Source organism: Streptomyces tailanensis, from assembly GCF_008386495.1.
Taxonomy (GTDB): domain Bacteria; phylum Actinomycetota; class Actinomycetes; order Streptomycetales; family Streptomycetaceae; genus Streptomyces; species Streptomyces tailanensis.
The window spans coordinates 31,869-56,041 of record NZ_VTHJ01000037.1 but is presented as its reverse complement, the minus strand read 5'-3'; the positions used below and the strand labels follow the sequence as shown (position 1 = coordinate 56,041).

Annotated in this window: 24 protein-coding genes and 1 pseudogene; 13 read left to right on the top strand and 12 right to left on the bottom strand. The window is 71.9% G+C overall.

Annotated elements, in window-relative coordinates:
- Window positions 1–133: 133 nt before the first annotated feature.
- On the bottom strand, window positions 134–307 hold the full coding sequence (locus tag F3T56_RS50470; RefSeq protein WP_484422105.1) for a hypothetical protein: 174 nt from the start codon (window positions 305–307) through the stop codon (window positions 134–136).
- A 37-nt stretch (window positions 308–344) separates the two neighbouring features.
- Between F3T56_RS50470 and F3T56_RS27380 the strand changes: the two are divergent.
- The 4 genes and pseudogenes from F3T56_RS27380 to F3T56_RS27365 all read left to right on the top strand — a co-directional run.
- Window positions 345–575: pseudogene (locus F3T56_RS27380) on the top strand (D-glutamate cyclase family protein); the annotation flags it as partial.
- Between the two features lie 42 nt (window positions 576–617).
- Window positions 618–1,376 (top strand): LamB/YcsF family protein, encoded by a 759-nt coding sequence (locus tag F3T56_RS27375; RefSeq protein WP_149828033.1) that lies wholly within the window; start codon window positions 618–620, stop codon window positions 1,374–1,376.
- A complete protein-coding gene (locus tag F3T56_RS27370; protein WP_149828032.1) occupies window positions 1,373–1,984 on the top strand; it encodes a 5-oxoprolinase subunit B family protein in 612 nt (203 codons plus the stop codon). Before F3T56_RS27375 ends, F3T56_RS27370 begins: the two co-directional genes overlap by 4 nt.
- Complete coding sequence (locus F3T56_RS27365) at window positions 1,981–2,853, top strand: 5-oxoprolinase subunit C family protein (protein WP_149828031.1); 873 nt, start codon at window positions 1,981–1,983, stop codon at window positions 2,851–2,853. Before F3T56_RS27370 ends, F3T56_RS27365 begins: the two co-directional genes overlap by 4 nt.
- 19 nt (window positions 2,854–2,872) lie before the next feature.
- Here the strand turns inward: F3T56_RS27365 and F3T56_RS27360 are convergent, their stop codons facing one another.
- The 5 genes from F3T56_RS27360 to F3T56_RS27340 all read right to left on the bottom strand — a co-directional run bounded on the left by F3T56_RS27360 (window position 2,873) and on the right by F3T56_RS27340 (window position 8,269).
- Window positions 2,873–3,727: an SGNH/GDSL hydrolase family protein gene (locus F3T56_RS27360; protein WP_149828030.1), complete on the bottom strand. Its 855-nt coding sequence runs from the start codon at window positions 3,725–3,727 to the stop codon at window positions 2,873–2,875.
- Window positions 3,724–4,890 carry a glycosyltransferase gene (locus F3T56_RS27355; RefSeq protein ID WP_149828029.1) on the bottom strand — a complete coding sequence of 389 codons (1,167 nt, stop codon included), beginning with the start codon at window positions 4,888–4,890 and terminating at the stop codon, window positions 3,724–3,726. Before F3T56_RS27355 ends, F3T56_RS27360 begins: the two co-directional genes overlap by 4 nt.
- The gene (locus F3T56_RS27350; protein ID WP_149828028.1) at window positions 4,887–6,017 is read right to left on the bottom strand and encodes a glycosyltransferase family 4 protein; all 1,131 of its coding nucleotides are present in this window, start codon (window positions 6,015–6,017) and stop codon (window positions 4,887–4,889) included. Before F3T56_RS27350 ends, F3T56_RS27355 begins: the two co-directional genes overlap by 4 nt.
- 139 nt (window positions 6,018–6,156) lie before the next feature.
- Entirely contained in the window at window positions 6,157–7,575 is a 1,419-nt protein-coding gene (locus F3T56_RS27345) for a HEAT repeat domain-containing protein (RefSeq protein ID WP_149828027.1), read from the bottom strand.
- 301 nt (window positions 7,576–7,876) lie between these two features.
- Entirely contained in the window at window positions 7,877–8,269 is a 393-nt protein-coding gene (locus tag F3T56_RS27340) for an ankyrin repeat domain-containing protein (protein WP_149828026.1), read from the bottom strand.
- 270 nt (window positions 8,270–8,539) lie between these two features.
- Here F3T56_RS27340 and F3T56_RS27335 point away from each other — a divergent pair, with 270 nt between their 5' ends.
- Together F3T56_RS27335 and F3T56_RS27330 are read left to right on the top strand one after the other, a co-directional pair.
- Window positions 8,540–8,734 (top strand): hypothetical protein, encoded by a 195-nt coding sequence (locus F3T56_RS27335; RefSeq protein ID WP_149828025.1) that lies wholly within the window; start codon window positions 8,540–8,542, stop codon window positions 8,732–8,734.
- Window positions 8,735–8,771: 37 nt separating this feature from the next.
- Entirely contained in the window at window positions 8,772–10,334 is a 1,563-nt protein-coding gene (locus F3T56_RS27330) for a hypothetical protein (RefSeq protein WP_149828024.1), read from the top strand.
- Between the two features lie 220 nt (window positions 10,335–10,554).
- Here F3T56_RS27330 and F3T56_RS27325 read toward each other — a convergent pair whose 3' ends face one another.
- Window positions 10,555–12,054, bottom strand: a complete 1,500-nt coding sequence (locus F3T56_RS27325) for an SCO1417 family PLP biosynthesis transcription factor (RefSeq protein ID WP_149828023.1) — start codon at window positions 12,052–12,054, stop codon at window positions 10,555–10,557.
- Between the two features lie 64 nt (window positions 12,055–12,118).
- Between F3T56_RS27325 and yczE the strand changes: the two genes are divergently transcribed.
- The 4 genes from yczE (at window position 12,119) to F3T56_RS27305 (ending at window position 15,610) form a co-directional block, all read left to right on the top strand.
- Complete coding sequence (gene yczE / locus F3T56_RS27320; RefSeq protein ID WP_149828022.1) at window positions 12,119–12,805, top strand: membrane protein YczE; 687 nt, start codon at window positions 12,119–12,121, stop codon at window positions 12,803–12,805.
- The gene (locus tag F3T56_RS27315; protein WP_149828021.1) at window positions 12,802–13,569 is read left to right on the top strand and encodes a glycerophosphodiester phosphodiesterase family protein; all 768 of its coding nucleotides are present in this window, start codon (window positions 12,802–12,804) and stop codon (window positions 13,567–13,569) included. Before yczE ends, F3T56_RS27315 begins: the two co-directional genes overlap by 4 nt.
- A gap of 41 nt (window positions 13,570–13,610) precedes the next feature.
- Window positions 13,611–14,969 carry an MFS transporter gene (locus tag F3T56_RS27310; RefSeq protein WP_149828020.1) on the top strand — a complete coding sequence of 453 codons (1,359 nt, stop codon included), beginning with the start codon at window positions 13,611–13,613 and terminating at the stop codon, window positions 14,967–14,969.
- Window positions 14,970–15,235: 266 nt separating this feature from the next.
- Window positions 15,236–15,610, top strand: a complete 375-nt coding sequence (locus tag F3T56_RS27305) for an RNA polymerase-binding protein RbpA (RefSeq protein WP_003977404.1) — start codon at window positions 15,236–15,238, stop codon at window positions 15,608–15,610.
- A 348-nt stretch (window positions 15,611–15,958) separates the two neighbouring features.
- On the opposite strand, the gene fxsA is transcribed toward F3T56_RS27305, so the two are convergent.
- The 4 genes from fxsA to F3T56_RS27285 all read right to left on the bottom strand — a co-directional run bounded on the left by fxsA (window position 15,959) and on the right by F3T56_RS27285 (window position 20,141).
- Complete coding sequence (gene fxsA, locus F3T56_RS27300; RefSeq protein WP_149828019.1) at window positions 15,959–16,540, bottom strand: FxsA family membrane protein; 582 nt, start codon at window positions 16,538–16,540, stop codon at window positions 15,959–15,961.
- A 75-nt stretch (window positions 16,541–16,615) separates the two neighbouring features.
- Window positions 16,616–17,410, bottom strand: a complete 795-nt coding sequence (locus tag F3T56_RS27295; protein ID WP_149828018.1) for a polyprenol monophosphomannose synthase — start codon at window positions 17,408–17,410, stop codon at window positions 16,616–16,618.
- 446 nt (window positions 17,411–17,856) lie between these two features.
- Entirely contained in the window at window positions 17,857–19,461 is a 1,605-nt protein-coding gene (locus F3T56_RS27290) for an amidohydrolase (protein WP_149828017.1), read from the bottom strand.
- A gap of 239 nt (window positions 19,462–19,700) precedes the next feature.
- Window positions 19,701–20,141: an Lrp/AsnC family transcriptional regulator gene (locus F3T56_RS27285; protein ID WP_149828016.1), complete on the bottom strand. Its 441-nt coding sequence runs from the start codon at window positions 20,139–20,141 to the stop codon at window positions 19,701–19,703.
- Window positions 20,142–20,409: 268 nt separating this feature from the next.
- On the opposite strand from F3T56_RS27285, the gene F3T56_RS27280 reads away from it, so the two are divergent.
- Together F3T56_RS27280 and F3T56_RS27275 are read left to right on the top strand one after the other, a co-directional pair.
- Window positions 20,410–20,844 (top strand): hypothetical protein, encoded by a 435-nt coding sequence (locus F3T56_RS27280; protein WP_149828015.1) that lies wholly within the window; start codon window positions 20,410–20,412, stop codon window positions 20,842–20,844.
- 263 nt (window positions 20,845–21,107) lie between these two features.
- On the top strand, window positions 21,108–21,419 hold the full coding sequence (locus F3T56_RS27275) for a hypothetical protein (protein WP_246203914.1): 312 nt from the start codon (window positions 21,108–21,110) through the stop codon (window positions 21,417–21,419).
- Here the strand turns inward: F3T56_RS27275 and F3T56_RS27270 are convergent.
- Window positions 21,382–22,554, bottom strand: a complete 1,173-nt coding sequence (locus F3T56_RS27270; protein ID WP_149828014.1) for an acyl-CoA dehydrogenase family protein — start codon at window positions 22,552–22,554, stop codon at window positions 21,382–21,384. The genes F3T56_RS27275 and F3T56_RS27270 overlap by 38 nt on opposite strands.
- A gap of 358 nt (window positions 22,555–22,912) precedes the next feature.
- Between F3T56_RS27270 and F3T56_RS27265 the strand changes: the two genes are divergently transcribed.
- A complete protein-coding gene (locus tag F3T56_RS27265) occupies window positions 22,913–24,151 on the top strand; it encodes a glycoside hydrolase family 18 protein (protein ID WP_149828013.1) in 1,239 nt (412 codons plus the stop codon).
- Window positions 24,152–24,173 lie beyond the last annotated feature (22 nt).

Below are 24,173 nucleotides of genomic sequence, written 5' to 3'. Positions count from 1 at the left end.
CTTGGTGTGCCGCCCCGTGGGCCGACTGCGCTGCCACATTGTGGTGGCGATGCGACCGGCCCCGCCCGAGCACAGCGATCCGGGAGAGCAGCGTCTCTGATTGGGCGTGGTGATCCCGAGGTACCTCCAGGATCTATGCACGACAAGGTGCCGCGCATACGCCAACCGTCTTCGTGCCCTGGTGCCGACCGGCAAGCGGTCGGCCCGTGTGAGCACGTCCCTCCGGACGCTGGTTGGCCCAGCCTGCACAGCTGTCGGGCCAAGGAGGGTGCCCGACGTCGCCTGGGCGCCGGGCGTGCACATACATACTGTCACAGAATCACTACGCATAGCTAATTGCCTCGCTCGCGGCAGTGCACGGCGGCGAGGCGGCGGGCCTCGGCATCGCGGACCTGTCCCGCCCGGACTTCGGCGACCCGGTGGACGCCGAGCCGGACGACATCCCGGTGTTCTGGGCCTGCGGGGTCACCCCACAGGCCGCGGTGATGGCCTCGCGCCCGCCGTTCGCGATCACCCACGCACCGGGCCAGATGTTCGTGACCGACGCCCGCGACGAGCAGTACCGCGTGGCCTGACCGGCGGAAAGCCCACCGGAGAAGACCAGCAGAATGGGAACCATGATCTCCATCGATCTCAACGCCGACCTCGGCGAGGGCTTCGGCCGCTGGCGGCTGACCGACGACGAGCAGCTGCTGTCCGTCGTCACCAGCGCCAACGTGGCCTGCGGCTTCCACGCCGGGGACGCGGCCACCATGCGGAAGGTGTGCGAGCTGGCGGCCGAGCGCGGCGTACGGGTCGGTGCCCAGGTGTCGTACCGGGATCTGGCGGGGTTCGGGCGGCGCGCGATGGACCTGCCGTCCTCCGAACTGGCGGCCGAGGTGGCGTACCAGATCGGCGCCCTGGAGGTCTTCGCGCGCGCGGCGGGCACGCGCGTGTCGTACGTGAAGCCGCACGGTGCGCTCTACAACCGTGTCGTGCACGACGAGGAGCAGGCGGCGGCGGTGGTCGACGGAGTGGTCCTCGCCGACGCCACGCTGCCCGTCCTCGGCCTGCCCGGTTCGCGCTTCCTCAAGGTGGCCGAGCGGGCCGGGCTGCCCGCCGTCACGGAGGCGTTCGCGGACCGCGCGTACACGGACCAGGGCACCCTGGTTCCGCGCGGGCAGGACGGTGCCGTGATCACCGACGCCGACGCGGTGGTCGAGCGGTCCGTCGACCTGGCCCGCACCGGCACGGTCGTCTCCCACTCCGGGGAGCGCATCCCCGTCCGCGCCCGCTCCCTGTGCCTGCACGGCGACACACCGGGCGCGGTGGAGCTGGCCCGTCGGGTGCGGGCCGAGCTGGCGGCCTCGGGCGTGCGCGTGGAGGCGTTCGCATGAGGGCGCTGCCGGTCGGGGACCGCGCGCTGCTGATCGAGGTGGACACGGGCGAGGAGGCCGAGGCCCTGCACGCCGAGCTGCTGCGCCGCCGCGCGACGGGTGAGCTCTCGGTGGCCGAAATAGTCCCCGCGGCCCGTACGGTCCTCCTGGACGGCCTGGAGGCCCCGTCCCGCCTCGCTGAGCGCCTCGCCTCCTGGGAGGTACCGCCCGTCCCCCGGCGCGCGGAGGACGTCGTGGAGATCCCCGTACGGTACGACGGCCCCGATCTGCCGGACGTCGCCGCCCACTGGGGTGTCGACGAGGCCGAGGTGGCCCGGATCCACGCGAAGGCCGAGTTCCGGGTGGCGTTCTGCGGTTTCGCGCCGGGCTTCGGCTATCTCACCGGGCTGCCCCGCGAGGTGCCGCGCCGGGCCACACCGCGCACAGTCGTCCCGGCGGGTTCCGTCGCCCTGGCCGGCCCGTACACCGGTGTCTACCCGCGCTCCTCCCCGGGCGGCTGGCAGCTGATCGGTACGACGGACACGGTCCTGTGGGACCACGCGCGCGTGCCGGCCGCTCTGCTGGCGCCGGGCACGCGGGTCCGCTTCACGGCGGTGGCGGCGGCGTGACCGATCGTGCCCTCGCCGTCGCCCGCGCCGGCGCGCTCACCACCGTCCAGGACCAGGGGCGGCCCGGCCACGCCCACCTCGGCGTGCCGCGTTCGGGCGCCCTCGACGCCCACGCGGCCACCCTGGTGAACCGCTTGGTGGGCAACCCCCCGGAGGCGGCCGTCCTGGAGACCACCCTCAACGGCTGTTCCGTACGCCCCCGCTCGACGGTCACCATGGCCGTCGCGGGCGCCCCCTGCCCCGTCACCGTGGACGGCCGCCCGGCGCCCTGGGGAGCCCCCGTACGGGTCCCCGGCGGTGCCGTGCTCGACATCGGGGCCGCGCGCTCCGGCGTACGGAGCTATCTCGCCGTCTCCGGCGGGGTGGCCGTCGAGCCGGTGCTGGGCAGCCGCTCGACCGACCTGCTGTCGGGCCTCGGTCCCCCACCGCTGACGGACGGCACCGTGCTCCCCCTGGGACGGCCCGGCGGGGCGCACGCGCGCGTGGACGTCGTTCCGCATCCGGCACCACCCTCGGAACTCGTCCTGCGCGTCACGCTCGGCCCCCGCGAGGACTGGTTCACGGAGGCGGCCCTGCGCACCCTCACCACGCGCCCATACGCCGTCTCGTCCGCGAGCAACCGCATCGGCCTGCGTACGGAGGGACCCGCCCTGGAGCGTTCCCGGGCGGGTGAACTCCCCAGTGAGGGAATGGTGCTGGGCGCCGTCCAGGTGCCGCCGGACGGCCGCCCGGTCGTCTTCCTCGCCGACCACCCGACCACCGGCGGCTACCCGGTGATCGCGGTCGTCCACCCGGCGGACCTGCCCGGCGCGGCCCAGGCCATCCCGGGCACGCCTGTGCGATTCGTCGCCGTACGGCACCGCCGCTGAGCACCGCTCCGGCACCGCCTCACGCCACCTCCGGCCGGTGTTCCGGCCCGGACACCGACAGCGCCGCCAGCGCCGATGCCACCGCGTGGGAGGCGGACAGGTCCAGCCGGGCGCTGGTGCCGCGGGCCTTGTGGCGTACCTCGGCGGCGGCCAGCGTGAGGAGTTGCGGAAGCAGGTCGGTGCACCGCCGGGCGACCCAGCCCGTACCCGCCGTGGCCAGCCACCACAGGCTGGCACCGCGGGTGGGAACGGGGAACTCGGGCTCGGGGGAAGGGCCGGGCCCCGTCGCGATCCCCGCCTGCGCGAGCAGGGCGTGGAAGCGGACGGCGAGCTGCCGGTGCCCCCGCTCGCCGGGGTGCAGCCGGTCGGCGCTCCACATGGCGCGGTCCGTCAGCCAGGCGCCCTCCGAGGCGTGCAGATGGACCGCCCCATAGCGCTCGGACAGCGCGTGGACCACGGTGTTGACGGCCCGCTGCCGCCGGGCGAGCGGCCTGGCGAGCGCCCCGGGCAGGCCGAGCATGGCCCCGGGGTCGGGCAGACAGGCCGTGAGCAGCAGGCTCTCCCGCTCCCGGAAGGTCCGGTACACCTCGTCCAGGCGGGCGGCGACGGCGTGGATGTCGAAGGTGCAGCGCAGGGTGTCGTTGACGCCGATGACGACGGAGGCGATGTCCGGGCGGAGGTCGAGCGCGGCGGGCAGCTGCCGTTCCAGCACGTCGCGGGTCTGGGACCCGCTGAGGGCGAGGTTGGTGAAGTCCACGGCGGGGCCGAGCCCATCGGCGAGGAGGGCGGCCCAGCCCCGCCGGTCTCCTCCGACCGGGTCGCCGACGCCCTCGGTGAGGGAGTCTCCGAGTGCCACGAAACGGAGGGGTCTCATCCAACGCCCTCCCATATCGAGCGGGCCGGGCGCCCGACGGTCGCGCCGTGCGCGGTGAGGAACGCGTCCACCGCGGTCTGCCAGCCGAAGCACTCGGCACGTGCGCGTGCCGCCTCCCTGCGCTCCCGCTCCGGGCGGTCCAGCAGCAGCTCGACGGCGTCCGCGAAGGACTCGCCGGTGTCCGCCGCCGTCGCCCCGGCCGAGCCGATGACCTCCGGCAGCGCGGACGAGGAGCTCGCCACCACCGGCGTGCCGCAGGCCATCGCCTCCAGCGCGGCGAGCCCGAACGTCTCGGCGGGCCCGGGCGCCAGGCACACATCGGCGGAGGCCTGCAGGCCGCCCAGCATGGCGCGGTCGGCCACATGCCCCAGGAAGGTCACCGGCAGTCCCTTGGCCCGCTGCTCGAGCCGGCCCCGCAGTGGCCCGTCCCCGGCGACCACCAGCACGGCCCGCTGTCCGCGCCGCAGCAGCGCCTCCATCGCGTCGATCGCCGTACCGGGCCGCTTCTCCACCGACAGCCGGGAGCACATCACCAGCAGAACCTCGTCCACGCGCGCGTGCCGCTCCCGCAGCGCCGGATCCCGCAACGCGGGGTCCCGCCCCTCCAGGTCGACTCCCAGCGGGGCCCGTACGACGTTCCGGGCGCCGATCCGCACGAACTCCCGTTCCGCGAACTCCGTGGTGCACACCACCCGCGAATAGGTGTGGGCCGTACGGACGTTGAGGGCGTCTGCGGTCCGCCGGGCCATCGCCTCGGACAGCCCCCACGTGCGCAGCACGCCGTCGGCGGTCTCGTGCGAGACCATCACGGCGGGCACCCTGGCCCGGCGCGCCCAGGCCCCGGTCCAGCGCAGCGTGGTGCGGTCGGAGACCTCCAGGCGGTCGGGCTCCAGCGACTCCAGGAGCTTGGCCACCCGCCGCTTGTCCACGAGGACCCGGTAGCCGCCGGTGCCGGGCAGCAGCGGGCCGGGCAGGGTGATGATCCGCCCCTGCTCGGTCTCGCGGTCGGTGTGACGCTCACCGGGGACGACCAGCACGGGCTCGTGCCCGGCCGTCTTGAACCCCATGCCCAGCTCGCGCAGCGCGGTGCGCAGCCCTCCCGAGGCGGGCGCCACGAAGTTGGCCAGCCGCACGATCCGCAGGCCGTCCGTCCGCTCGCTCACGCCGCCACCACCGTCCGCGCGGCCAGCACGTCGGCGTAGTGACCGATGAGCTGATCGCCGACGGCCGCCCAGGTGCGGCCCTCGACCATGGCCCGCCCGGCGGCCCCGTACGCGGCCCGCAGCGCCGGATCGGCGGCCAGGGACCACACGGCGTCCCGTACGGCGGCCGCGTCGCGCGGCGGCACCAGGAGCCCCGTACGGCCGTGGGCCACGAGGTCCAGCGGTCCGCCGGCGGCGGGGGCGACGACCGGCACCCCGCTTGCCATGGCCTCCTGGACGGTCTGGCAGAAGGTCTCGAACGGGCCGGTGTGGGCGAAGACGTCCAGCGAGGCGAAGATCCGGGCGAGGTCGTCGCCGGTGCGGCGGCCCAGGAAGACGGCGCCCGGCAAGGCCTCGCGCAGCCCGGGTTCGCTGGGCCCGTCGCCCACGACGACTACGCGTACGCCGTCCAGGCCGCACACCCCGGCCAGCAGTTCGACCTGCTTCTCGGGGGCGAGGCGGCCGACGTAGCCGACGATCAGCTCGCCGTCCGGGGCCAGCTCGCGGCGCAGTGCCTCGTCGCGCAGGTCGGGGCGGAAGCGGACGGTGTCGACGCCGCGCGGCCACAGGCTGACCCGGGGCACGCCGTGGGCCTCCAGGTCGCGCAGGGCCACGGTGGAGGGGGCGAGGGTGCGGTCGGCGGCGGCGTGCACGGAGCGGATGCGTCGCCAGGCGGCCGCCTCACCGGCGTGCACATAGGTGCGGGCGTAACCGGCGAGGTCGGTCTGGTAGATGGCGACGGCGGGGATGCCGAGGCGTGCGGCGGCCGCCATGCCGCGCACGCCGAGGACGAAGGGGCTGGCCAGGTGGACGATGTCGGCCCGGTGTTCGACGATCGCCGCGGCGACTCTGCGGCTGGGCAGGGCGACGCGGACCTGGGGGTAGCCCGGGAGCGGAAGGGAGGGGACGCGGACGACGGGGCACGGCGCCTGAAGATCGGCTCCGGCTCCGCTGCCGGAGGCGGTGGCCGGGGCCACGACGAGCGGGGCGTGACCGCGTGCGACAAGGTGTCGCGCGGTCTGCAGGGCGCAGTGGGCCACGCCGTTCACATCGGGGGGAAAGGACTCGGTCACTATGACGACACGCATACGGGTGTTGTCGTCGTGCTGGACGTGGCCGCGTCAACGTGGATCTTTCCGGGCGGGGAACGTCCCATGAGCGTTGCGCTGCACACCCGTCCAGGTCAGACCGTGTCCATGCCCTCCTGACCTCCGGGTCACCCGGTGTTCACATTGCGGGCATGTCAGGTCCGATACGGCTGCGTACGGCTGTCTGGACCTCGGCCTCCTCGGCGGGGTCCGCGGCCAGGCGGCGTAGCTGGTCGACGACGCGGGTGTCACCTGTCTCGGCGTGCCGGGCGGCGATCTCGCGGGTGGTCTCCTCGCAGTCCCAGAGGCACTCGACGGCGAAGCCGGCCGGGAAGGAGGGATCGGTGGCGGCGAGCGCACGGGCGGCGCGGCCGCGCAGGTGGGAGGAGGCGGTCTCGCGGTAGATGTGGCGCAGTACGGGAGCGGCACAGGCGATGCCGAGCCGTCCGGTGCCGTCGACGAGGGTCCACAGGGTCGGCGCGTCGGGGCCTTCGCCGCGTACGGCCTCCCGCAGCGCGCCCAGCACCAGGTCGCTGTCCTTGGTGCCGCCCCGGCAGGCGAGCATGCGCCCGGCGGCCGCGCCCAGCGCGTCCGGCCGGTGCACCCAGCCGCGGGCCCGGTCGACGGCGGCCATGCTGCGCATCCGTTCGAACGCGTCCACGGCGGCGTCCACGACCATCGTCGTGCCGTCGGTCATCGCGCCCTCGATCAGGTCGAGGGCGTCGGGATCGTTGCCGTCGGCGAGGTAGCGCAGGGCGGTACAGCGGGCGCCGTCGTCGCCGGACCGGGCGGCCTCCAGGATCTCCGGCCGATCCTCGGGGGCGGCGACGGCCGCGAGACATCGGGCGGCCGGCACATGGAGCACCGCTCCGCGTTCGATGCCCTGTTGGGCCCACTCGAACACGGCGCTGACGCTCCACCCCGGACGGGGCCCACTTGGTCGCATCTGCCGCTGCCAGCGGTCGAAGGACCCGGCCTCCTGTGCGGCACGCACGCGTGTGGCGATCGCTTCGCGGGAGTCCTCGGCCCACAGCCGCCAGGGCCGGGGTTCGAAGGCGTCCCGGACTACGGCGGCGAGTTCGGCCTCGCCCTCGGGGTCGGTGGTGAAGCGGGCCAGGACCGGTTCGGCGAGGGCCCGTAGCCCTTCGTCGTCGTCCCTGAGGGCCAGCTCGTCCAGGGCCCAGGCCCAGCTGGTGCCCACGGCGGCGTACCTGCGCAACAGTTCGAGCGCGTCCCGCCTGCCGTACGAGGCGAGGTGCCCGAGGACCGCGAGGGCGAGTCCGGTGCGTGACTCGCAGGTGTCGAGCACGTCCTCGGCGTCGAAGAGGTGCCGCTCGATCTCGTCGAGCTCGCCGCTCAGGTCGAGGTAGAGCCGGGCGTAGTAGAGAGAGCGGTTCTCCACCTGCCAGTCGTGGCGGGGGTCGCTCAGCACACAGTGGTTCAGTGCCGCGAGCGCCTCGGCCCGCGGGGCGGTGAGCGCGTGCAGGGTGCCGTCGCCGCGGCCCCGCTGCAGCAGGCCGAGCAGCGTACCGCTGGGCGCTATGACCGGTTCGAACATGGGAAACAGCCTCACATCAAGCGTCGACGCAACCGGGATCTTGCTTTACCTGGCCGCGTGACAACACGTCGGGGCGCCCGCCGTTTCCTGCTTGCTGTAGACCATCTTCCTCTGCCTCTCGTCAGTGGCCCATGCGGACCGCATCACGGCCCACGTGGTGCGGCAACACCTGCCCAGCCATCGCGTCCGTGAATCACGACGTCATGATGACCCGGCGGTTCTTCCTGCCGCGACCGAAATTTCCGGCGGCCCTGTACCGCCTCCCCCGTATCTGTTGTTTTTCCTGGTCAGAACATGTGGATCAGTGTGCGCCGAACAGTTCGAGCAGTTCGATCTTGCCGAACATCCGGGCGGTGTCGACCGCGTTCGGAGTTCCCGCGAGCGGGTCGGCCCCGCCCTCCAGGAGAACCCGGATGACCTCTTCCTCGCCCTTGAAAACCGCCCCTGCGAGGGGAGTCTGGCCCCGGTCGTTGACGCGGTCTGCCTCGCCACCACGCGCCAGGAGCTCCCTGACGGCGTCGGCGTGACCGTGATAGGCGGCGAGCATCACGAGCGAGTCGCCGCGGTCGTTGGTGAGGTTGGCCGGAACACCCGCGTCCACATATGCCACGAGCGCCTCGGTCTCGCCCCGCCGGGCCAGATCGAAGATCTTGGTCGCCAGCTCCACGACCTCGGGGTCGGGGGCTTCGCTCATCGCCGGGACCACCTCTCACTACGCGCCGTACGCTCCAGAAAGCAATCGCCAGGGTACTGGCTCCTCGCGCACCTGAGCGGTCCAGGCCGAGGCAAAGATCACATCGGGTGCGGCCGGACGCAACAGCCCAGCCCGTACGGCGCAACAAGGGCTCGGCCATCCAGGTGAAACAAGCTGAATTTCACCCAATTGCACCTTTAATCATATAGATACATGCTGTGACCCTGGAAGAACTCATGGTGACTGTCCCCATCAACCAGGAGAGCCCGCATGATCCTTCATATGTCCGGCGTCGTCGTGCTCGGCGTCATCGTCTTCCTGTTCTTCCGCAAGGACGGCCTCAAGGCCTCGCACTGCATCGTCGTCACCCTGTTCGGCTTCTACCTCGCCAGTACGGGCATCGCCCCGAGCATCACCGCGGGCGGCGAGAGCCTCGCGAGCCTCCTCGGCGGGATCAAGTTCTGACCCCGTCCCCATCCGTACGCACCTCCAGGAGACAGCCGTGGCCCGGGTCACTCTCCCCCGCCTCCCCCGCATTCTGAGCAGCGGCAGCGCGCACCTCACCAGGAGCCGGGAGCTGGCCCGAACGGCGGCCGACGGCGCCACCGACGTCCTCCATCCGCTGATCACGACCGCCCGTGGACTGCGTCGGCTGGCCGCGGCCGGGCGGCGCCGGTGGACCGAGACCCCGAAGGACCGGCGCGGGTCACTGCTGTTCCTGGCGGCCTCGGTGCTCCTGGTCATGACCCTGGTGCCGTACGGACCGCTGCTCGCCGTCATCGCGCTGATGGCGGCGGCGGCCTGGTCGGGCCGCGAGGGCGGCGCCCAGGAGCCCGCCGGCCCGGACGAATCCCAGACCCAGCGTCTTCGCTCCCTCTACGAGGCCCTGGTGCCGTACTTCTCGGCCGCCGAGGACCCCGACCCCCTCTTCTCGCACGGCGGCGCCTGGGACCAGGCCTTCCCCACCTACGCCTTCGACGGCACCGGCCGCGTCTCGCACCTGCTGATCCGCTACCCGGCGTACTTCACCGACGGCGAGACCGAGGCCCGCGCCCGCATCGAACACCTGCTGCACACCAAGGCGGGTCGCGGCCGGGAGTACCGCTTCACCTGGGACGAGGAGGGCAACGAACTCACCGTCACCGTCCTCGCCCCGCTCGCCACCGACATCGCCGCCCAGCACTTCGTGACGGCACCGGGCGAGACGGTCATCGGCTTCACCGACGCGGCCCACGTCCAGCGCACCCTCCCCCTCTCCTTCGGAGAGGAGACACGCGACGTACCGCCGGTCGTCTGGCGCACCGGCGTCCGCTCCACCGAGCCCCATCTGCTGGCCGTGGGCCAGCCGGGCAGCGGCACGACGACCCTGTTGCGCTCCATCGCCCTCCAGGCCCTCCGGTACGGCGACGTCGTCATCGTCGACGGCGGGGGCAGCGGCGACCACGCCTGCCTGACCGGCCGGGACGGGGTCCTGGCCGTGGAGTGCGGTCTCTCCGGGGCCCTGGCCGGCCTGGAGTGGGCGTCCCAGGAGACCGAACGCCGCCTCATCGCCACCAACCGGGCCCGCCAGGTCGGCAACCCACCACCGGACGACATCAAACGCCCGCTGTGGCTCCTGGTGGACCGCCCGAGCACGCTGGCCGACCTCGCCGCGGCCGACGGCCGCCCCGACCCGCAGTCCCTCCTCCAGGTCCCCCTCCGCCACGGCCGCGCCGCCAACGTCACGGTCGCCGTGGCCGAACAGTTCGACCACCTGGACACCCTCACGGACGCGGTACGCCAGCACACCCGGGCCCGAGTGGTCCTCGGCCCCGCCACCCCCGACCAACTCACCGCGATCCTGGGCGCCCCTCCCCCCACCACCCCCACCCCGGACGTCCCACCCGGCCGCGGCTACGCCCGCCTCGGCACCGCCCCCGTCCTCCGCGTCCAGGTCCCGGCCACGCCGGATCCCCACGACCCCGACACCCCCGAGCCCCGCCGCGAGGCAATCCTGTCCCTACTCCCGCCCCACACGACTCCGGCGGACTCGACCATGGCGAAGACAGCGGTAGCGGAAAGCTGAATGGATCCGCCGCAGCTGCGGGCAGTCGTGCCGCTGAGGCGGCAGCCCACCCACACCGTTCCCGGCTGCGGGCAATCGTGCCGCTGGGGCGATGGGGGTTACCTCCCGCTCGAGCGAAGCCGGGAGTGGGGGAGGGTGGGCGCAGCGGCACCTCGTAGCGCCGAGCAGCGCAGCCCACCCCCCGCCCAGCCCCAACTGCCGGGTACCGCTCCAGTCGAGGTCACGCCACGAACGTCCTCGGGGTCTCGCTCCCGCCCGCTTCCCCGTTCCGCACCAACCGCGCCGCCGCCGCCAACCGCCCAGCCGCCTCGTCCGCGACCGCACCCCCCACGGTGAACGGCAGCCGCACATACCCCTCGAAGGCCCCGTCCACCCCGAACCGAGGCCCCGACGGCACCCGGATCCCGACCCGCTCGCCCATCTCCGCGAGCCGCGACCCCGACAGCCCCCCGGTCCGGGCCCACAACGTCAGCCCACCCCGAGGCTCGGAGAACTCCCAGTCCGGCAGCTCCCGCCGCACCGCGGCGACCAACGCGTCCCGGTTCTCCCGCGCCTGCTCCCGCCGAATCCCGACAGCCTGCTCCCAACCCCCCGTACTCATCAGCCAGTTCACGGCCAACTGCTCCAGCACCGGCGTCCCCAGATCGGCGTACGCCCGCGCCGCGACCAGACTCCGGATCACCTCGGGCGCGGCCCGCACCCACCCGATCCGCATGCCCGCCCAGAACGCCTTGCTGGCCGACCCGACCGTGATGACCGTGGACCCCGCCGGATCGAACGCGCAGACCGGCCGGGGCATCTCCACCTCCGGGTCAAGTCGCAGCTCGCTCATGGTCTCGTCGGTGACGAGCACGGTCCCGGCGGCCCGGGCCGCGTCGACGAGCCCCCGTCGCCGGTCCTCGTCGGCGAGCGCGCCGGTCGGGTTGTGGAAGTCGGCGACGACGTAGGCGAGCCGCGGCGCCGCGTCCCGCAGGACCTGCCGCCAGCGGTCCATGTCCCACCCGGCGAGCCCCTCCGCCATGGCGACCGGCACCAGTCGGGCCCCGGCCTCCCGCATCAGCTGAAGGATGTTGGCGTACGACGGCGACTCCACGGCGATCCGCTCGCCCCGCCCCGCGAAGAGGTGACAGATGGCGTCCATGGCCCCCATGGCCCCGGTGGTCACCATGATCTGCTCGGGCATGGTCGGGATCCCGCGCGCGGTGTAGCGCTCGGCGAGCATCGAGCGGAGCGCGGGCAGCCCGGCCGGATAGTCGCCGTGCGTGTGGGCGTACGGCGGCAGCTCCTCCAGCGCGCCCCGCGCGGCCCGGGTCAGCCAGGGCTCGGGCGCGGGCAGGGCCGCGCAGCCCAGGTCGATCATCGAGCCGAGCGCCTCGGGCGGCAGCGGTTCCAGACCGCGCGAGGGAAGCGGCTTGCCGGCCGGTACGGCGGTCCAACTGCCCGCTCCCCGGCGGGACTCCAGGAACCCCTCCGTGCGCAGGGCCTCGTACGCCGCCGCGACGGTCGTACGGCTGACGGAGAGGGACAGGGCCAGTTCACGCTCGGCGGGCAGTCGGGCGGCCACGGGCACACGGCCCTCCAGGACCAGCAGTCGTACGCCGTCGGCGAGGGCGCGATAGGCGGGCGGGCGCTTGCTGCCGGGCCCACTGGGGCGGTCCTGCTGGGAGTTGAGCATGCGGGCGAGCTGCGCGGCCCCCACCGCCGAAGTCCACTGAGACACGATTTCCAGTCCACCTTCCCCGGATTGGCCATGGATGGAGCCACTCCTCAAGCCACAGGGTGACATGAAGCAGGCCACTACCACCACAGGGGGGCATCTCTTGTCCGCACACGGGCATCTCACGCGGCGGCTGTCGCAGCTCTACATCGGCCTCACGCTCTACGGCGTGAGCTCGGCGCTTCTCGTCAGGTCGGGCCTCGGCCTGGAACCGTGGAACGTGCTCCACCAGGGCCTCGCCGAGCGGACCGGTCTGTCGATGGGCATCGTCCTGACCGTCGTCGGCGCCACGATCCTGCTCCTCTGGATCCCCCTGCGCCAGCGCCCCGGCCTCGGCACCATCTCCAACGTCCTGGTGATCGGCGCCGCCATGGACGCGACCCTGGCCGTGACGCCCGACGCCCGGACAATGACGGCCCGCATCTCCCTGATGGTGATCGGCATCGTCCTGAACGGCGCGGCGACGGGCCTCTACATCGCGGCCCGCTTTGGCCCCGGCCCGCGCGACGGACTGATGACGGGCCTGAACCGGGTGACCGGGCTGTCGATCCGCCTGGTGCGCACGGCCATCGAACTGACGGTCGTCGCGACGGGATTCCTCCTCGGCGGCACGGTCGGCGTCGGCACCCTCCTCTACGCCCTCGCCATCGGCCCGCTCGCCCAGCTCTTCCTGCGCGTGTTCGCCGTCCCCTCGGAATCCGGCAGCACGGTCGTTGCCACCGGTCCATCGAAGCGGGTCATACTGCCCCGGTGACCGCCCTCATACGCCACCCGTACCTGGACCACCCCGGCCCGATCGCCTTCGCCCACCGGGGCGGGGCGGCGGACGGCCTGGAGAACACCGTGGCCCAGTTCCGGCGCGCCGTCGAGTCGGGCTACCGCTACATCGAGACCGATGTGCACGCCACGCTCGACGGCAAGCTCGTCGCCTTCCACGACGCGACCCTGGACCGGGTGAGCGACGGGGCGGGCCGGATAGCGGACCTGCCGTGGAAGGACATACGGCACGCGCGCGTGGCGGGCGTCGAACCGGTACCCCTCTTCGAGGAACTCCTCGAAACCTTCCCCGACGTCCGCTGGAACGTCGACATCAAGGCCGAGCCGGCACTGCACCCGCTCCTCAATCTGATCGCCCGCACCGACTCCTGGCACCGCGTCTGCGTCGGCTCGTTCTCCGAGCCCCGGGTCGCCCGCGCCCAGCGCCTCGCCGGCCCGCGCCTGGCCACCTCGTACGGCACCGGCGGCGTCCTGGGCCTGCGGCTGCGCTCCTGGGGCATCCCCTCCGCGCTGCGCCGCACGGCGGTCGCCGCACAGGTGCCCGAGTCGCAGTCGGGGGTGCCGGTGGTGGACCACCGGTTCGTGCGCGCGGCCCACGCGCGCGGGCTGCACGTCCATGTGTGGACCGTGAACGAACCGCAACGTATGCACCGCCTCCTGGACTTGGGAGTCGATGGCATCATGACCGATCACATCGACACGCTGCGCAAGGTGCTTGAGGACCGGGGGACCTGGGTCTGACACCCTCGCGCGGCCCGTTCACGGGGAAGCGAGGGGCACGGGTGGGCACCGACACCGTGCGGACGGACGAGGCCGACGAGGCCGCGGGCAGGCGACGCGAACAGCGCGGCTGGTACTTCTACGACTGGGCCTGCTCGGTCTACTCGACAAGCGTCCTGACCGTGTTCCTCGGCCCCTATCTGACCGAGGTCGCCAAGTCCGCCGCCGACACGGACGGTTACGTCCATCCCCTGGGGATCCCGGTCCGCGCCGGCTCATTCTTCGCGTACTCGGTCTCCCTGTCGGTGATCCTCGCCGTCGTGATCATGCCCCTGGTGGGCGCGGCCGCCGACCGCACCGGCCGCAAGAAGCCCCTCCTCGGCGCCGCCGCCTATCTGGGGGCCGCCGCGACCGCCGGCATGTTCTTCCTGGACGGCGACCGCTATCTGCTCGGCGGCGTCCTCCTGGTCGTCGCGAACGCGTCCCAGTCCGTCGCGATGATGCTCTACAACTCCTACCTGCCCCAGATCGCGCCCCCCGAGGAACGCGACGCGGTCTCCTCCCGGGGCTGGGCCTTCGGCTACGCGGCGGGCTCCCTGGTCCTCGTCGCGAACCTCATCCTGTTCACCGCCCACGACACCTTCGGCGTCTCCGAGGGCATGGCGGTCCGCATCTGCCTCGCCTCGGCCGGACTGTGGTGGGGCGCCTTCACCCTCATCCCGCTACGACGCCTCCGTGACCGTCGGAGCCCGGCGACGGGCGGGACTGAGGAGGCGACGGCCCCCGGACTGCGCCAGCTCGCGGCGACCGTCCGCGACATGCGCCGCCACCCCCTGACCCTCGGCTTCCTCCTCGCCTACCTCGTCTACAACGACGGCATCCAGACGGTGATCTCCCAGGCCTCGGTGTACGGCTCCGAGGAGCTGGACCTGGAGCAGTCGACGCTCATCGTGGCCGTACTGCTGGTGCAGATACTGGCGGTGGGCGGCGCCCTGGGCATGGGCCGGCTGTCCCGCCGGTACGGCGCGAAGCGCACGATCCTCGGTTCCCTGATCGCCTGGACCCTGATCCTCGGCGCCGGTTACTTCCTCCCGGCCGGGGCCCCGCTGTGGTTCTTCATCCTGGCCTCGGGCATCGGCCTGGTCCTGGGCGGCAGCCAGGCCCTGTCCCGCTCCCTCTTCTCCCACCTCGTCCCGCCCGGCAAGGAGGCCGAGTACTTCTCGGCGTACGAGATGAGCGACCGCGGCATGAGCTGGCTGGGCCCGCTCCTGTTCGGTCTCACCTACCAGCTAACCGGAAGTTATCGGGACGCGATCATCTCCCTGGTCGTCTTCTTCGTGCTGGGATTCGCCCTGCTCGCGAGGGTTCCGGTGCGCCGGGCGATCAGCGACGCGGGCAATCCCGTACCCGACAGGATTTAGCGCCCGGAGCGAAAGGGCTGTAGTGTACGCGTTTGGCCTGCCAGGCGTACCGTTACTGCGCGTCAAAGATGCCGAAACGCTGGGTGACATCTGCTGTCAGATGTGACAAACCGGGCGCCGGCGGGTACAACAAGGGCGGCTACGACGGCGACGCATGACCCGGAACGGGACACGCAACGGGAATCTTTACCGCCGACCGGACGTTGACCGGATGACGACGACAGCGACACCTGTCCTGTGGGCGACAAGCCCGGGAGGCACGATTCATGAGTGAGCGAGCTCTTCGCGGCACGCGCCTCGTGGTGACCAGCTACGAGACGGACCGCGGCATCGACTTGGCTCCGCGCCAGGCCGTGGAGTACGCATGCGAGAAGGGGCACCGCTTCGAGATGCCCTTCTCGGTCGAGGCGGAGATCCCGCCGGAGTGGGAGTGCAAGGTCTGCGGGGCCCAGGCACTCCTGGTGGACGGCGACGGCCCTGAGGAGAAGAAGGCCAAGCCCGCGCGTACGCATTGGGACATGCTGATGGAGCGGCGTACCCGTGAGGAACTCGAAGAGGTCCTCGAGGAGCGTCTGGCGGTTCTCCGCTCCGGCGCGATGAACATCGCGGTCCATCCGCGAGACAGCCGCAAGTCCGCGTAGCCCCTCCGGGGGTCAGCCGGACACAGAGCGCAACCCAAAAACCGCGGGCGCCGTACGTTTCCACGTACGGCGCCCGCGGTTTTTGGTGTCCGTGCGCCCAAGAGCTCGGGTGGGTGGGGTTGTTTGGCGGGTGCGGGTTGTGTGTGGTTGCTCGCGCAGTTCCCCGCGCCCCAAAGAACTGGGGGCACCCCTCGCTTTTAAGGGGCGCGGGGAACTGCGCGACAAGCCCCCACTCACCCGCACCCGCCAACGAACCGACTGGACCGAGCTCTCAGGCGAAGCGGGGTTGAAGGGGCAGCCGCCCCTGGGGATGGGAACGGGAAGGGGCGGCGGGGGCGAGAAAACCCCTCAGCGACTCAGCGGCGATCGAGGATCTTGCGAAGCGTCACCCGGGCCGGCGTCGTCCCGGATCACCTCGCCCTGGACGACCTTGCCGTCAGGCCGACGGATACGCGCCTGCTGGAACGCGTCCCCGAAAGCCCCGGCACCCGCCTCACGAATCTTCCGCTCGAAGGTCCGCTCCGCATACCGCCCCAGCCCCTTCTGAACCGGCGGAACCAAAAGAACGAGACCCACCACGTCCGAGATCAGACCCGGCAGCATCAGCAGCAGCCCACCCAGCATCAGGAAGCCGTTGCCCTCGCTCTTACCCCCCGCAGGCATAGCCGCCGCACCACCCTGCTGCTGTTGCAACGTCTCGGTGAGCGCCCGAAAGGCCCGCCGCCCAGCCCGCTTGACCACAGCGGAACCGACGAGGAAACCGGCGAGCAACAGCAGAAAGACCGCGAGACCGCCGGCCGCGCTCGCGACCACCGTGAGCAGCCAGATCTCCAGCACCAGCCACGCGGCGACACCCAGCGGCAAGAACGTGCGCAGCCGTGAGCGCCGGGGCCGGACGGGGTACGTCGGGGTCGGAGCGCCAGTCATCATGGTCCCAGTGTGCCTGGCACCGGCTCAGTACGGGATAAGGGCATGATCAGGTGTGAATGAGGCGTGAAGGGGAGGTCAGTCCCGCTTGTCCCGCCCGAGGACCTTGCCGACCCGCTCCCCCACGCCCCACGCGGTCACCCGCCACAGCGCCTCGACGAGGATGTCCCGGCTCATCTTGGAGTCGCCCAGCTCCCGCTCGACGAAGGTGATGGGCACCTCGACGACGTGGTAGCCGGCCTTGATGGCGCGGCGGGCGAGATCGACCTGGAAGCAGTACCCCTGGGAGGCGACCTCGTCGAGGCCGAGGCCTTCGAGGGTCTCGCGCCGGAAGGCCCGGTAGCCACCGGTGACGTCGCGGACGGGGACGTCGAGCAGGACCCGGGAGTAGAGGCTGCCGCCGCGGGAGATGAACTCACGGGACTTGGGCCAGTTCACCACGCGCCCGCCCGGCACCCAGCGGGAGCCGAGAACGAGGTCGGCGCCTTTGAGGGCGGTCAGCAGCCGGGGCAGTTCCTCGGGCTGGTGGGAGCCGTCGGCGTCCATCTCGATCAGTACGCCGTAGCCGTGCTCCATGCCCCAGCGGAAGCCCGCGAGGTAGGCGGCGCCGAGCCCTTCCTTGCCCTTGCGGTGCAGTACCTGGACGTGGTCGTCCTCGGCGGCCAGCTCGTCGGCGAGCTTGCCGGTGCCGTCGGGGCTGTTGTCGTCGGCCACCAGGACGTGCGCCTCGGGGACAGCCTTCCGCACCCGGCCGACGATCGTCTTGATGTTCTCCGCCTCGTTGTAGGTCGGGATGATCACCAAGGCCGTGCCGAGCGGGCCGAACCGCCTCTCCTGGCCTTCTGCCGCGAGGGTCCCGTCGCCGTCGTTCACTACTGCCCCTTCAAGTCCGTACGCAGGCGTCCACCATAGTGGCCACGGCCTGCGCTGAAGTGTCGGCTCATGTCCAGAGGAGCATCGATTCGACAAGGGTGGGTCGCACACGCTGCGGATAGGGGCCCGGCACCCTTCGGGCCGACCTGGGACCCACTGGCTGCGGGTCGACCGAGAGCCGTTGTCTACTGAGCGTCCGGGCCCCACCCGGGTCACACCTGCCCGACCGGGCCGGAACGTTCCCTCGTCGTGGCGCTGACGCTGGACCTGGCTCCCCGGCCGGACGTCCGGTGGTGGACCCAGCAGAACCTACCGGTCCCCTGCCGTCGACTGTCAACTGCCGTTTGACCTGCGGAGTTTCCCCTTATCGCCTGGTCGGCGCGGAGGATTCCCAGGTCGCGCGGGGCAAGTGGCGGGCCATGATCGGTTCCGTGCTTCCCCGGAGATCACTCCCCCGGCCGTACGAAGACCGTGCGTCCGTCGGCCACGGTGCGCAGGCAGACGGGGAGGTCGGTGCCGGGGCTCAGGTCCGGCAGGCCGGGGGTGCCGGAGCGGGGGTCCGTGGACCAGCGGGCGACCCGGTCGTCGGGGGCCTGGACGATGAGGTCACCGGTGCGCCACACCGCGTAGTCCGCAGGCGCCCCGGGGACCAGGACACCCGCGTCGTCCCGTCCGATCGCCCGCCAGCCGCCCCGCGTGTGCGCCGTGAACGCCGCGCGCACGGACACCCGGTGCTCCGGCGTGCGGTGGAAGGCCGCCGCGCGGACGGTGCCCCACGGGTCGAGGGGGGTGACGGGGCTGTCGGAGCCGAAGGCCAGGGGCACGCCGGCCCGCAGCAGGGCCGCGAACGGGTTGAGGGTGCGGGCCCGCTCAGCACCCAGCCGCCCGGCGTACATGCCCTCCTCTCCACCCCACAGCGCGTCGAAGGCGGGCTGGACTGAGGCGGTGAGGCCGAGCTCGGCGAAGGCGGCGAGGGTGTCGGGGGTGAGCATCTCGGCGTGCTCGACGCGGTGCCGGGCGGCCCGCACACGGGCCAGGCCGACCTTCTCGGCGGCCGCGCGCACGCCCTCGACCACCGAGGTCACCGCAGCGTCCCCGATGGCGTGGAAGCCCGCCTGGAGCCCCGCCTCGGTGCAGGCCAGCACATGGGCGGCGACGGCCGCCGCGTCCAGGTACGCGGTGCCGGTGTGCGTGGCGTCGGCGTACGGCTCGTGCAGACACGCCGTGTGCGAGCCGAGGGCGCCGTCGACGAAGAGGTCGCCCGCGGCGCCGACGGCCCCGAGGGCGCGTGCCTTCTCCACGTCGCGCTCGGCCCAGTAGCCGACGACACGGGGGCCGGGTTCCTCGGCGGCGAGCCGCAGCAGTCCGGTGAAGTCGTCCTCGGAGGAGATCTCCGGGCCCGCGCACTCGTGCACCGAGCCGATGCCGAGCGAGGCGGCGTGGGCGAGAGCGGCGCGCTGGGCCTCGGTGCGCTGGGCCTCGGTGATGGCGCCGAGGGCGGTGGCGCGTACGGCGTGATGGGCGTCCCGGGTCAGCGGGCCGTCCGCGAAGCCGTCGGCGCCCGGGACCAGGTCGAGCAGGGCGGTGGTGGCGACCGCCGAGTGGACGTCTATACGGCTCAGGTAGAGCGGGCGTCCACCGGTGGCCTCGTCGAGTTCGGCGCGGGTCGGGGGGCGGCCGCCGGGCCAGCGGGCGGCGTCCCAGCCATGGCCGAGGAGGACACGGTCGGCCGGGCGGGCGGCCGCGAATTCCCGTACGAGAACGAGGGCGGCCTCCAGGGAGGGAGCGGCGGAGAGGTCGAGGCCGGTGAGTGCGAGGCCGGTGGACGTGGTGTGCACATGGGCATCCGTGAACGCCGGGGTGACCAGTGCGCCTTCCAGGTCGATCACCTCGTCGACACCGTCCGAGAAGGCGTCGGCGGCGCCCTCGGAGCCGACCCAGGCGACCTGACCGTGCTCCACGACCATCGCGGTGGCGAACGGGTCGGCAGGGCTGTGGACTTCTCCGCTGCGCAGCAGGACGGTGGTCGACGACGACGTTCTCTCACTCATGGACACAGTGTCGCGTGTGACGGCTGCCGCGTTGCACTTGGGCCACGCTTCATCAGCACCCGGCGCTGCAGGCCGTGCCCACCCTCCCCCACTCTCGGCTTCGCTCGAGCGGGAGGTGCCCCCATCGCCCCGCGGAACGACTGCCCACAGCGGTGTCCGACAGCCGAGAACAGCCACCAGGCAGCGGCAACAGCTGGACGAGGCCGTCGGCATTAGTGCGCGCGGTAGCGCTGTAGCCGTCAGATCCTCGGCGGCCGGGCCTCATAAGGCGTCGACAGGACCACCGTCGTGCGGGTCGAGACGCCCGCGAGGGTGCGGAGGCGGGCCAGGAGCTCCTCCAGCTCGTGGGGGGTCGCCACGCGAACCTTGAGGATGTAGTTCTCGTCGCCGGCGACGCTGTGGCAGGCCTCGATCTCGGGGACGCCGGCGAGGCGGTCGGCGATGTCGTCGGGGGCGCTGGGGTCGAAGGGTTTCACCGAGATGAACGCGGTCAGGGGCAGCCCGACGGCCTCCGGGTCGACGACCGCGGCATAGCCCCGGATGACGCCACGCTGCTCGAGTCGGCGCACGCGCTGATGCACCGCCGACGTGGACAGGCCCGTGGCCTTGCCCAGGTCGGTGTAGCTCATCCGCCCGTCCGCGACGAGCAGCTGCACGATCTGTCGGTCCAGCTCCTCCATGGCGCAAGAACCTACAGGGCGGTTGATCTCCTCCGATACCTGAGCGACGCAGGTCATGCCCGGTTCGTGATGTTGCTGAGGGTTCGCCGTGAGCTGTCCGGGCGACAGCCTCGCCGCGCTGGGCATCTGCGAGCGGCATGTGACGAAGACCACATCACCCGAACAGGCTTCGTGATGATCTCGTGATTACCGCCAAGACGGGGCGGGAAGTGCTTGCTGTGGTCGAGGCCGCAGTGCCTTCACGGCCCAGCCCGAGGGGGAGAATCCCATGCAGAGTCTTAAGCGCCCTGGTCGTACCGCACCCAAGCGTCTCCAGGCGGTCATCGAGCCCGAGCCGGAGGGCGTCGAACCGGACGACGAGTTCGACGCGTACGACACCTTCGAGATGTTCCGGGTGATCTGCCCGGACTGCGCGCAGCCCATCGCCCTGCTGTCCGACGAGGACACCCTGCCGGAGCACGCACTGGTCGTGTCGCCGTGGAACCCGTTCGGGCTCACGGTCTGCGCCGGCACGGGCCGTTCGGCCGGCGACGCCCGACCCGCGGACGAGTCCATCGAGCCGCAGGAGCAGGACACCGCCCTTCTGTTGACGCTCCCTCAGGGACTCGACTGGCGGACCCAGCCCTTCTCGCACGTCGGCGGCCCGGGCTCGCGCCCGATGCGAGTGACGCGAGCGCCGATGATGCGCCGTCAGGCCGCCTGATTCCCCTGATTCCAGGGCCGGTACGCCTTTGACGACCGGTTCGGCCCACGACGTCCGCGACACGACACCTCACCGACGTGGCCGACCGGAGAATCCGCACCCCGCAGGTCACACCGCACCATGGCGTCGGGCAGGCTGCCATGGTGCAGGATCGGTGTGCGTCCGCCAGGACGGGGTTCACCCGTCCCGTTCGGGCCTGTCGCGAACGCAGGCACGATTCTGCGGAGCGGTGACCGGTCGGCCCTCGTTGGCGTTTGCCCGGTATGACCTCTCCATACTCGACGACCGGGCGTCGGCGGCACATCTTCGTTCCGGCGTCGGCAGAATCGCTTCCGCAGCGGCAGGCCCAGCCGCAGGACCCGCCGATCTACCGGGCCCTGATCCGGACCTGGGCCGACCGGGGCCGCACCCTGCCGGGGCGGCACGACCCGGAGTGGGCCCGGCTGGCGGCGTCCCCGGCCGGCCTCGGTCAATTCGGCGCCACCATGGGCCCGTTGGCCACGAACAGCGCCTTCGGCGGTTCCCCCGGCTGCTCCTTCAGCGTGACTCCGGGCCCGCGAGATGACGAGCGATGACCATTCGCTGGATCTGATTGGTGCCCTCGACGATCTGGAGCACCTTGGCCTCGCGCATGTACCGCTCGGCGGGGAAGTCCGCCGTGTAGCCGTACCCGCCGAGGATCTGGACCGCGTCCGTGGTGACCTTCATCGCGGCGTCGGTGCACAGCAGCTTCGCCATGGCCGCCTGCTTGGAGAACGGCCTGCCCGCGTCACGCAGCCGGGCGGCGCAGAGGTAGAGCGCCCGGCCCGCCTCTATCTGGGTCGCCATGTCCGCGAGCATGAAGCGCAGCCCCTGGAAGTCCGCGATCGGCCGCCCGAACTGCTGCCGTCCCACGGCGTACGCGACCGCCTCGTCCAGTGCCGCCTGGGCCACGCCGATCGCGCAGGCCGCGATGCCGAGCCGCCCGGAGTCGAGCGCGGACAGGGCGATCGCGAAGCCCTGACCCTCGTCGCCGATGCGCCGCCGGTCGGAGACCCGTACCCCGTCGAAGTGGAGCTGCGCGGTGGGTGAGCCCTTCATGCCCATCTTCTTCTCGGGCGCCGCGGCGCTCAGCCCCTCGGCGTCCCCGGGCACCAGGAAGGCCGTGATACCCCGGGCACCCTCCCCGCCCGTACGGGCCATGACCGTGTAGAAGTCGGCGATCCCGCCGTGCGTGATCCAGGCCTTGGTGCCGGTGATCACCCAGTCGTCGCCGTCCCGCACCGCCTTCGTCCGCAGGGACGCGGCGTCCGATCCGGATGACGGCTCGGAGAGGCAGTACGCGCCGAGCAGGCCACCGCCGAGCATCGCGGGCAGATGCTCGACCTGCTGTTCCTTGGTGCCGTAGTTGGCGAGCGCATGGCAGGCGAGGGTGTGGACGCTCACGCCGAGGCCGACGGTGAGCCGGGCCATGGCGAGCTCCTCCAGTGCCTGGAGGTAGACCTCGTACGGCTGGTCGCCGCCGCCGTGTTCCGAGTCGTACGGCAGGCCGAGCAGTCCCGACTCCGAGAGCAGGCCGAAGAGGTCGCGCGGGAAACGTCCGGCGTCCTCCTCCTCGGCCGCGTGCGGGGCGATCTCCCGCTGCGCGATCTCACGGACGAGCGAGATCAGATCCCGGGCCTCTTCCGTGGGCAGTTGACGGTCCACCGGCTGCGGCGCGCGGTCTGACATGGCGACGCTCTCCTCCCTGTCGGGCACTGCGACGGACACACACCGGGGATGAAGTGGTGCCGCCGGGTCTCACGTGCCACAGCCGATGGTCCTCCTCCGGATCACGGAAGCCGCTGATCAGCGGCGGTGGCGCTTGGAGTATGCCCGATCCGGAGCAGCCAGTCACCAGTTAACGACCGTTCATTAGGACACATTCGCCGGCATGCCGCACCTTGGCCGGAATTAGTCCGGACCATTGACCGAAGTGGTCTAGTCCTCTACGGTCTCCCCCAACGCCGCGTCACCGCGTTCATGCCAATCGGCACAGCAGTTCCAGGAAGCACCTTTCCTCGCCATGCTCCCCTCCCCCGGAGTCCCGATGCTCAGATCGCACAGCTCCCGCGTCCCCGTCAGAACGCTTGTCTCCGTCACCTGTTGCGCCGCCCTCGGCGCCGGGCTTCTCGCCGGAGCGGGCACCGCGACCGCCACTCCCGCGAAGCCCCGCCCCGCAGCCCAGGCGGCCGGCTCGAAGGTCGTCGGCTACTTCATCGACTGGGGCATCTACGGCCGCCAGTACTACGTCAAGAACATCGAGACGTCCGGCTCGGCGAAGAAGCTCACGCACATCAACTACGCCTTCGGCAACGTCGTCGACGGCAAGTGCACGATCGGCGACGCCTGGGCGGACACCGACAAGCCCTTCACCGCCGAGGAGTCCGTGGACGGCGTCGCCGACACCGCCGACCAGGCTTTGCACGGCAACTTCAATCAGCTGCGCAAGCTGAAGAAGCTGCACCCGAACCTCAAGATCGTCTGGTCGTTCGGCGGCTGGACCTGGTCCGGTGGATTCGGCGAGGCGGCGAAGGACCCGGAGGCCTTCGCGAACTCCTGCTACGACCTCGTCGAGAACTCCCGGTGGGCCGACGTCTTCGACGGCATCGACATCGACTGGGAGTACCCCAACGCCTGCGGCCTCACCTGCGACGCCAGCGGCAGGGGAGCCTTCGAGGACCTGATGGCGGCGCTGCGCACCCGATTCGGCAAGAAGGAGCTGGTCACGGCGGCGATCACCGCCGACGCCACGAACGGCGGCAAGATCGACGCGGCGGACTACGCGGGCGCCGCCCAGTACGTCGACTGGTACAACCCGATGACGTACGACTACTTCGGCGCCTGGGACGCGACCACCGCCCCGCACTCGCCGCTGTTCCCGTACCCCGGCATCACGAACAAGGCGTTCAACACCGCCGCGACCATCAAGAAGCTGAGGAGCCTCGGCATCCCGTCCTCGAAGCTGCTGCTCGGCATCGGCTTCTACGGGCGCGGCTGGACCGGCGTCACGCAGTCGGCGCCGGGGGGCACGGCGACCGGTCCGGCGGCGGGGACGTACGAGGCGGGCTACGAGGACTACAAGGTGCTCAAGGCGACATGCCCGGCCAACGGGGTGGTCGGCGGTACCGCGTACGCCAAGTGCGGTGACGACTGGTGGAGTTACGACACCCCGCAGACCATCAAGGGGAAGATGGCCTACAAGAACGCGCAGGGCCTCGGCGGCACCTTCTTCTGGGAGCTGAGCGGCGACACCGCGAACGGCGAGCTGATCAAGGCGATCAACTGACGTCCCGGTGCAGGGCACTTGG

Bases quoted from the DNA above. Each gene is read 5' to 3' on its own strand.
- F3T56_RS50470 (WP_484422105.1), bottom strand. From the start codon at position 307: ATGTATGTGCACGCCCGGCGCCCAGGCGACGTCGGGCACCCTCCTTGG.
- F3T56_RS27375 (WP_149828033.1), top strand. From the start codon at position 618: ATGATCTCCATCGATCTCAACGCCGACCTCGGCGAGGGCTTCGGCCGC.
- F3T56_RS27370 (WP_149828032.1), top strand. From the start codon at position 1,373: ATGAGGGCGCTGCCGGTCGGGGACCGCGCGCTGCTGATCGAGGTGGAC.
- F3T56_RS27360 (WP_149828030.1), bottom strand. From the start codon at position 3,727: ATGAGACCCCTCCGTTTCGTGGCACTCGGAGACTCCCTCACCGAGGGC.
- F3T56_RS27350 (WP_149828028.1), bottom strand. From the start codon at position 6,017: ATGCGTGTCGTCATAGTGACCGAGTCCTTTCCCCCCGATGTGAACGGC.
- F3T56_RS27345 (WP_149828027.1), bottom strand. From the start codon at position 7,575: ATGTTCGAACCGGTCATAGCGCCCAGCGGTACGCTGCTCGGCCTGCTG.
- F3T56_RS27340 (WP_149828026.1), bottom strand. From the start codon at position 8,269: ATGAGCGAAGCCCCCGACCCCGAGGTCGTGGAGCTGGCGACCAAGATC.
- F3T56_RS27335 (WP_149828025.1), top strand. From the start codon at position 8,540: ATGATCCTTCATATGTCCGGCGTCGTCGTGCTCGGCGTCATCGTCTTC.
- yczE (WP_149828022.1), top strand. From the start codon at position 12,119: ATGAAGCAGGCCACTACCACCACAGGGGGGCATCTCTTGTCCGCACAC.
- F3T56_RS27305 (WP_003977404.1), top strand. From the start codon at position 15,236: ATGAGTGAGCGAGCTCTTCGCGGCACGCGCCTCGTGGTGACCAGCTAC.
- fxsA (WP_149828019.1), bottom strand. From the start codon at position 16,540: ATGATGACTGGCGCTCCGACCCCGACGTACCCCGTCCGGCCCCGGCGC.
- F3T56_RS27290 (WP_149828017.1), bottom strand. From the start codon at position 19,461: ATGAGTGAGAGAACGTCGTCGTCGACCACCGTCCTGCTGCGCAGCGGA.
- F3T56_RS27285 (WP_149828016.1), bottom strand. From the start codon at position 20,141: ATGGAGGAGCTGGACCGACAGATCGTGCAGCTGCTCGTCGCGGACGGG.
- F3T56_RS27280 (WP_149828015.1), top strand. From the start codon at position 20,410: ATGCAGAGTCTTAAGCGCCCTGGTCGTACCGCACCCAAGCGTCTCCAG.
- F3T56_RS27275 (WP_246203914.1), top strand. From the start codon at position 21,108: ATGACCTCTCCATACTCGACGACCGGGCGTCGGCGGCACATCTTCGTT.
- F3T56_RS27270 (WP_149828014.1), bottom strand. From the start codon at position 22,554: ATGTCAGACCGCGCGCCGCAGCCGGTGGACCGTCAACTGCCCACGGAA.
- F3T56_RS27265 (WP_149828013.1), top strand. From the start codon at position 22,913: ATGCTCAGATCGCACAGCTCCCGCGTCCCCGTCAGAACGCTTGTCTCC.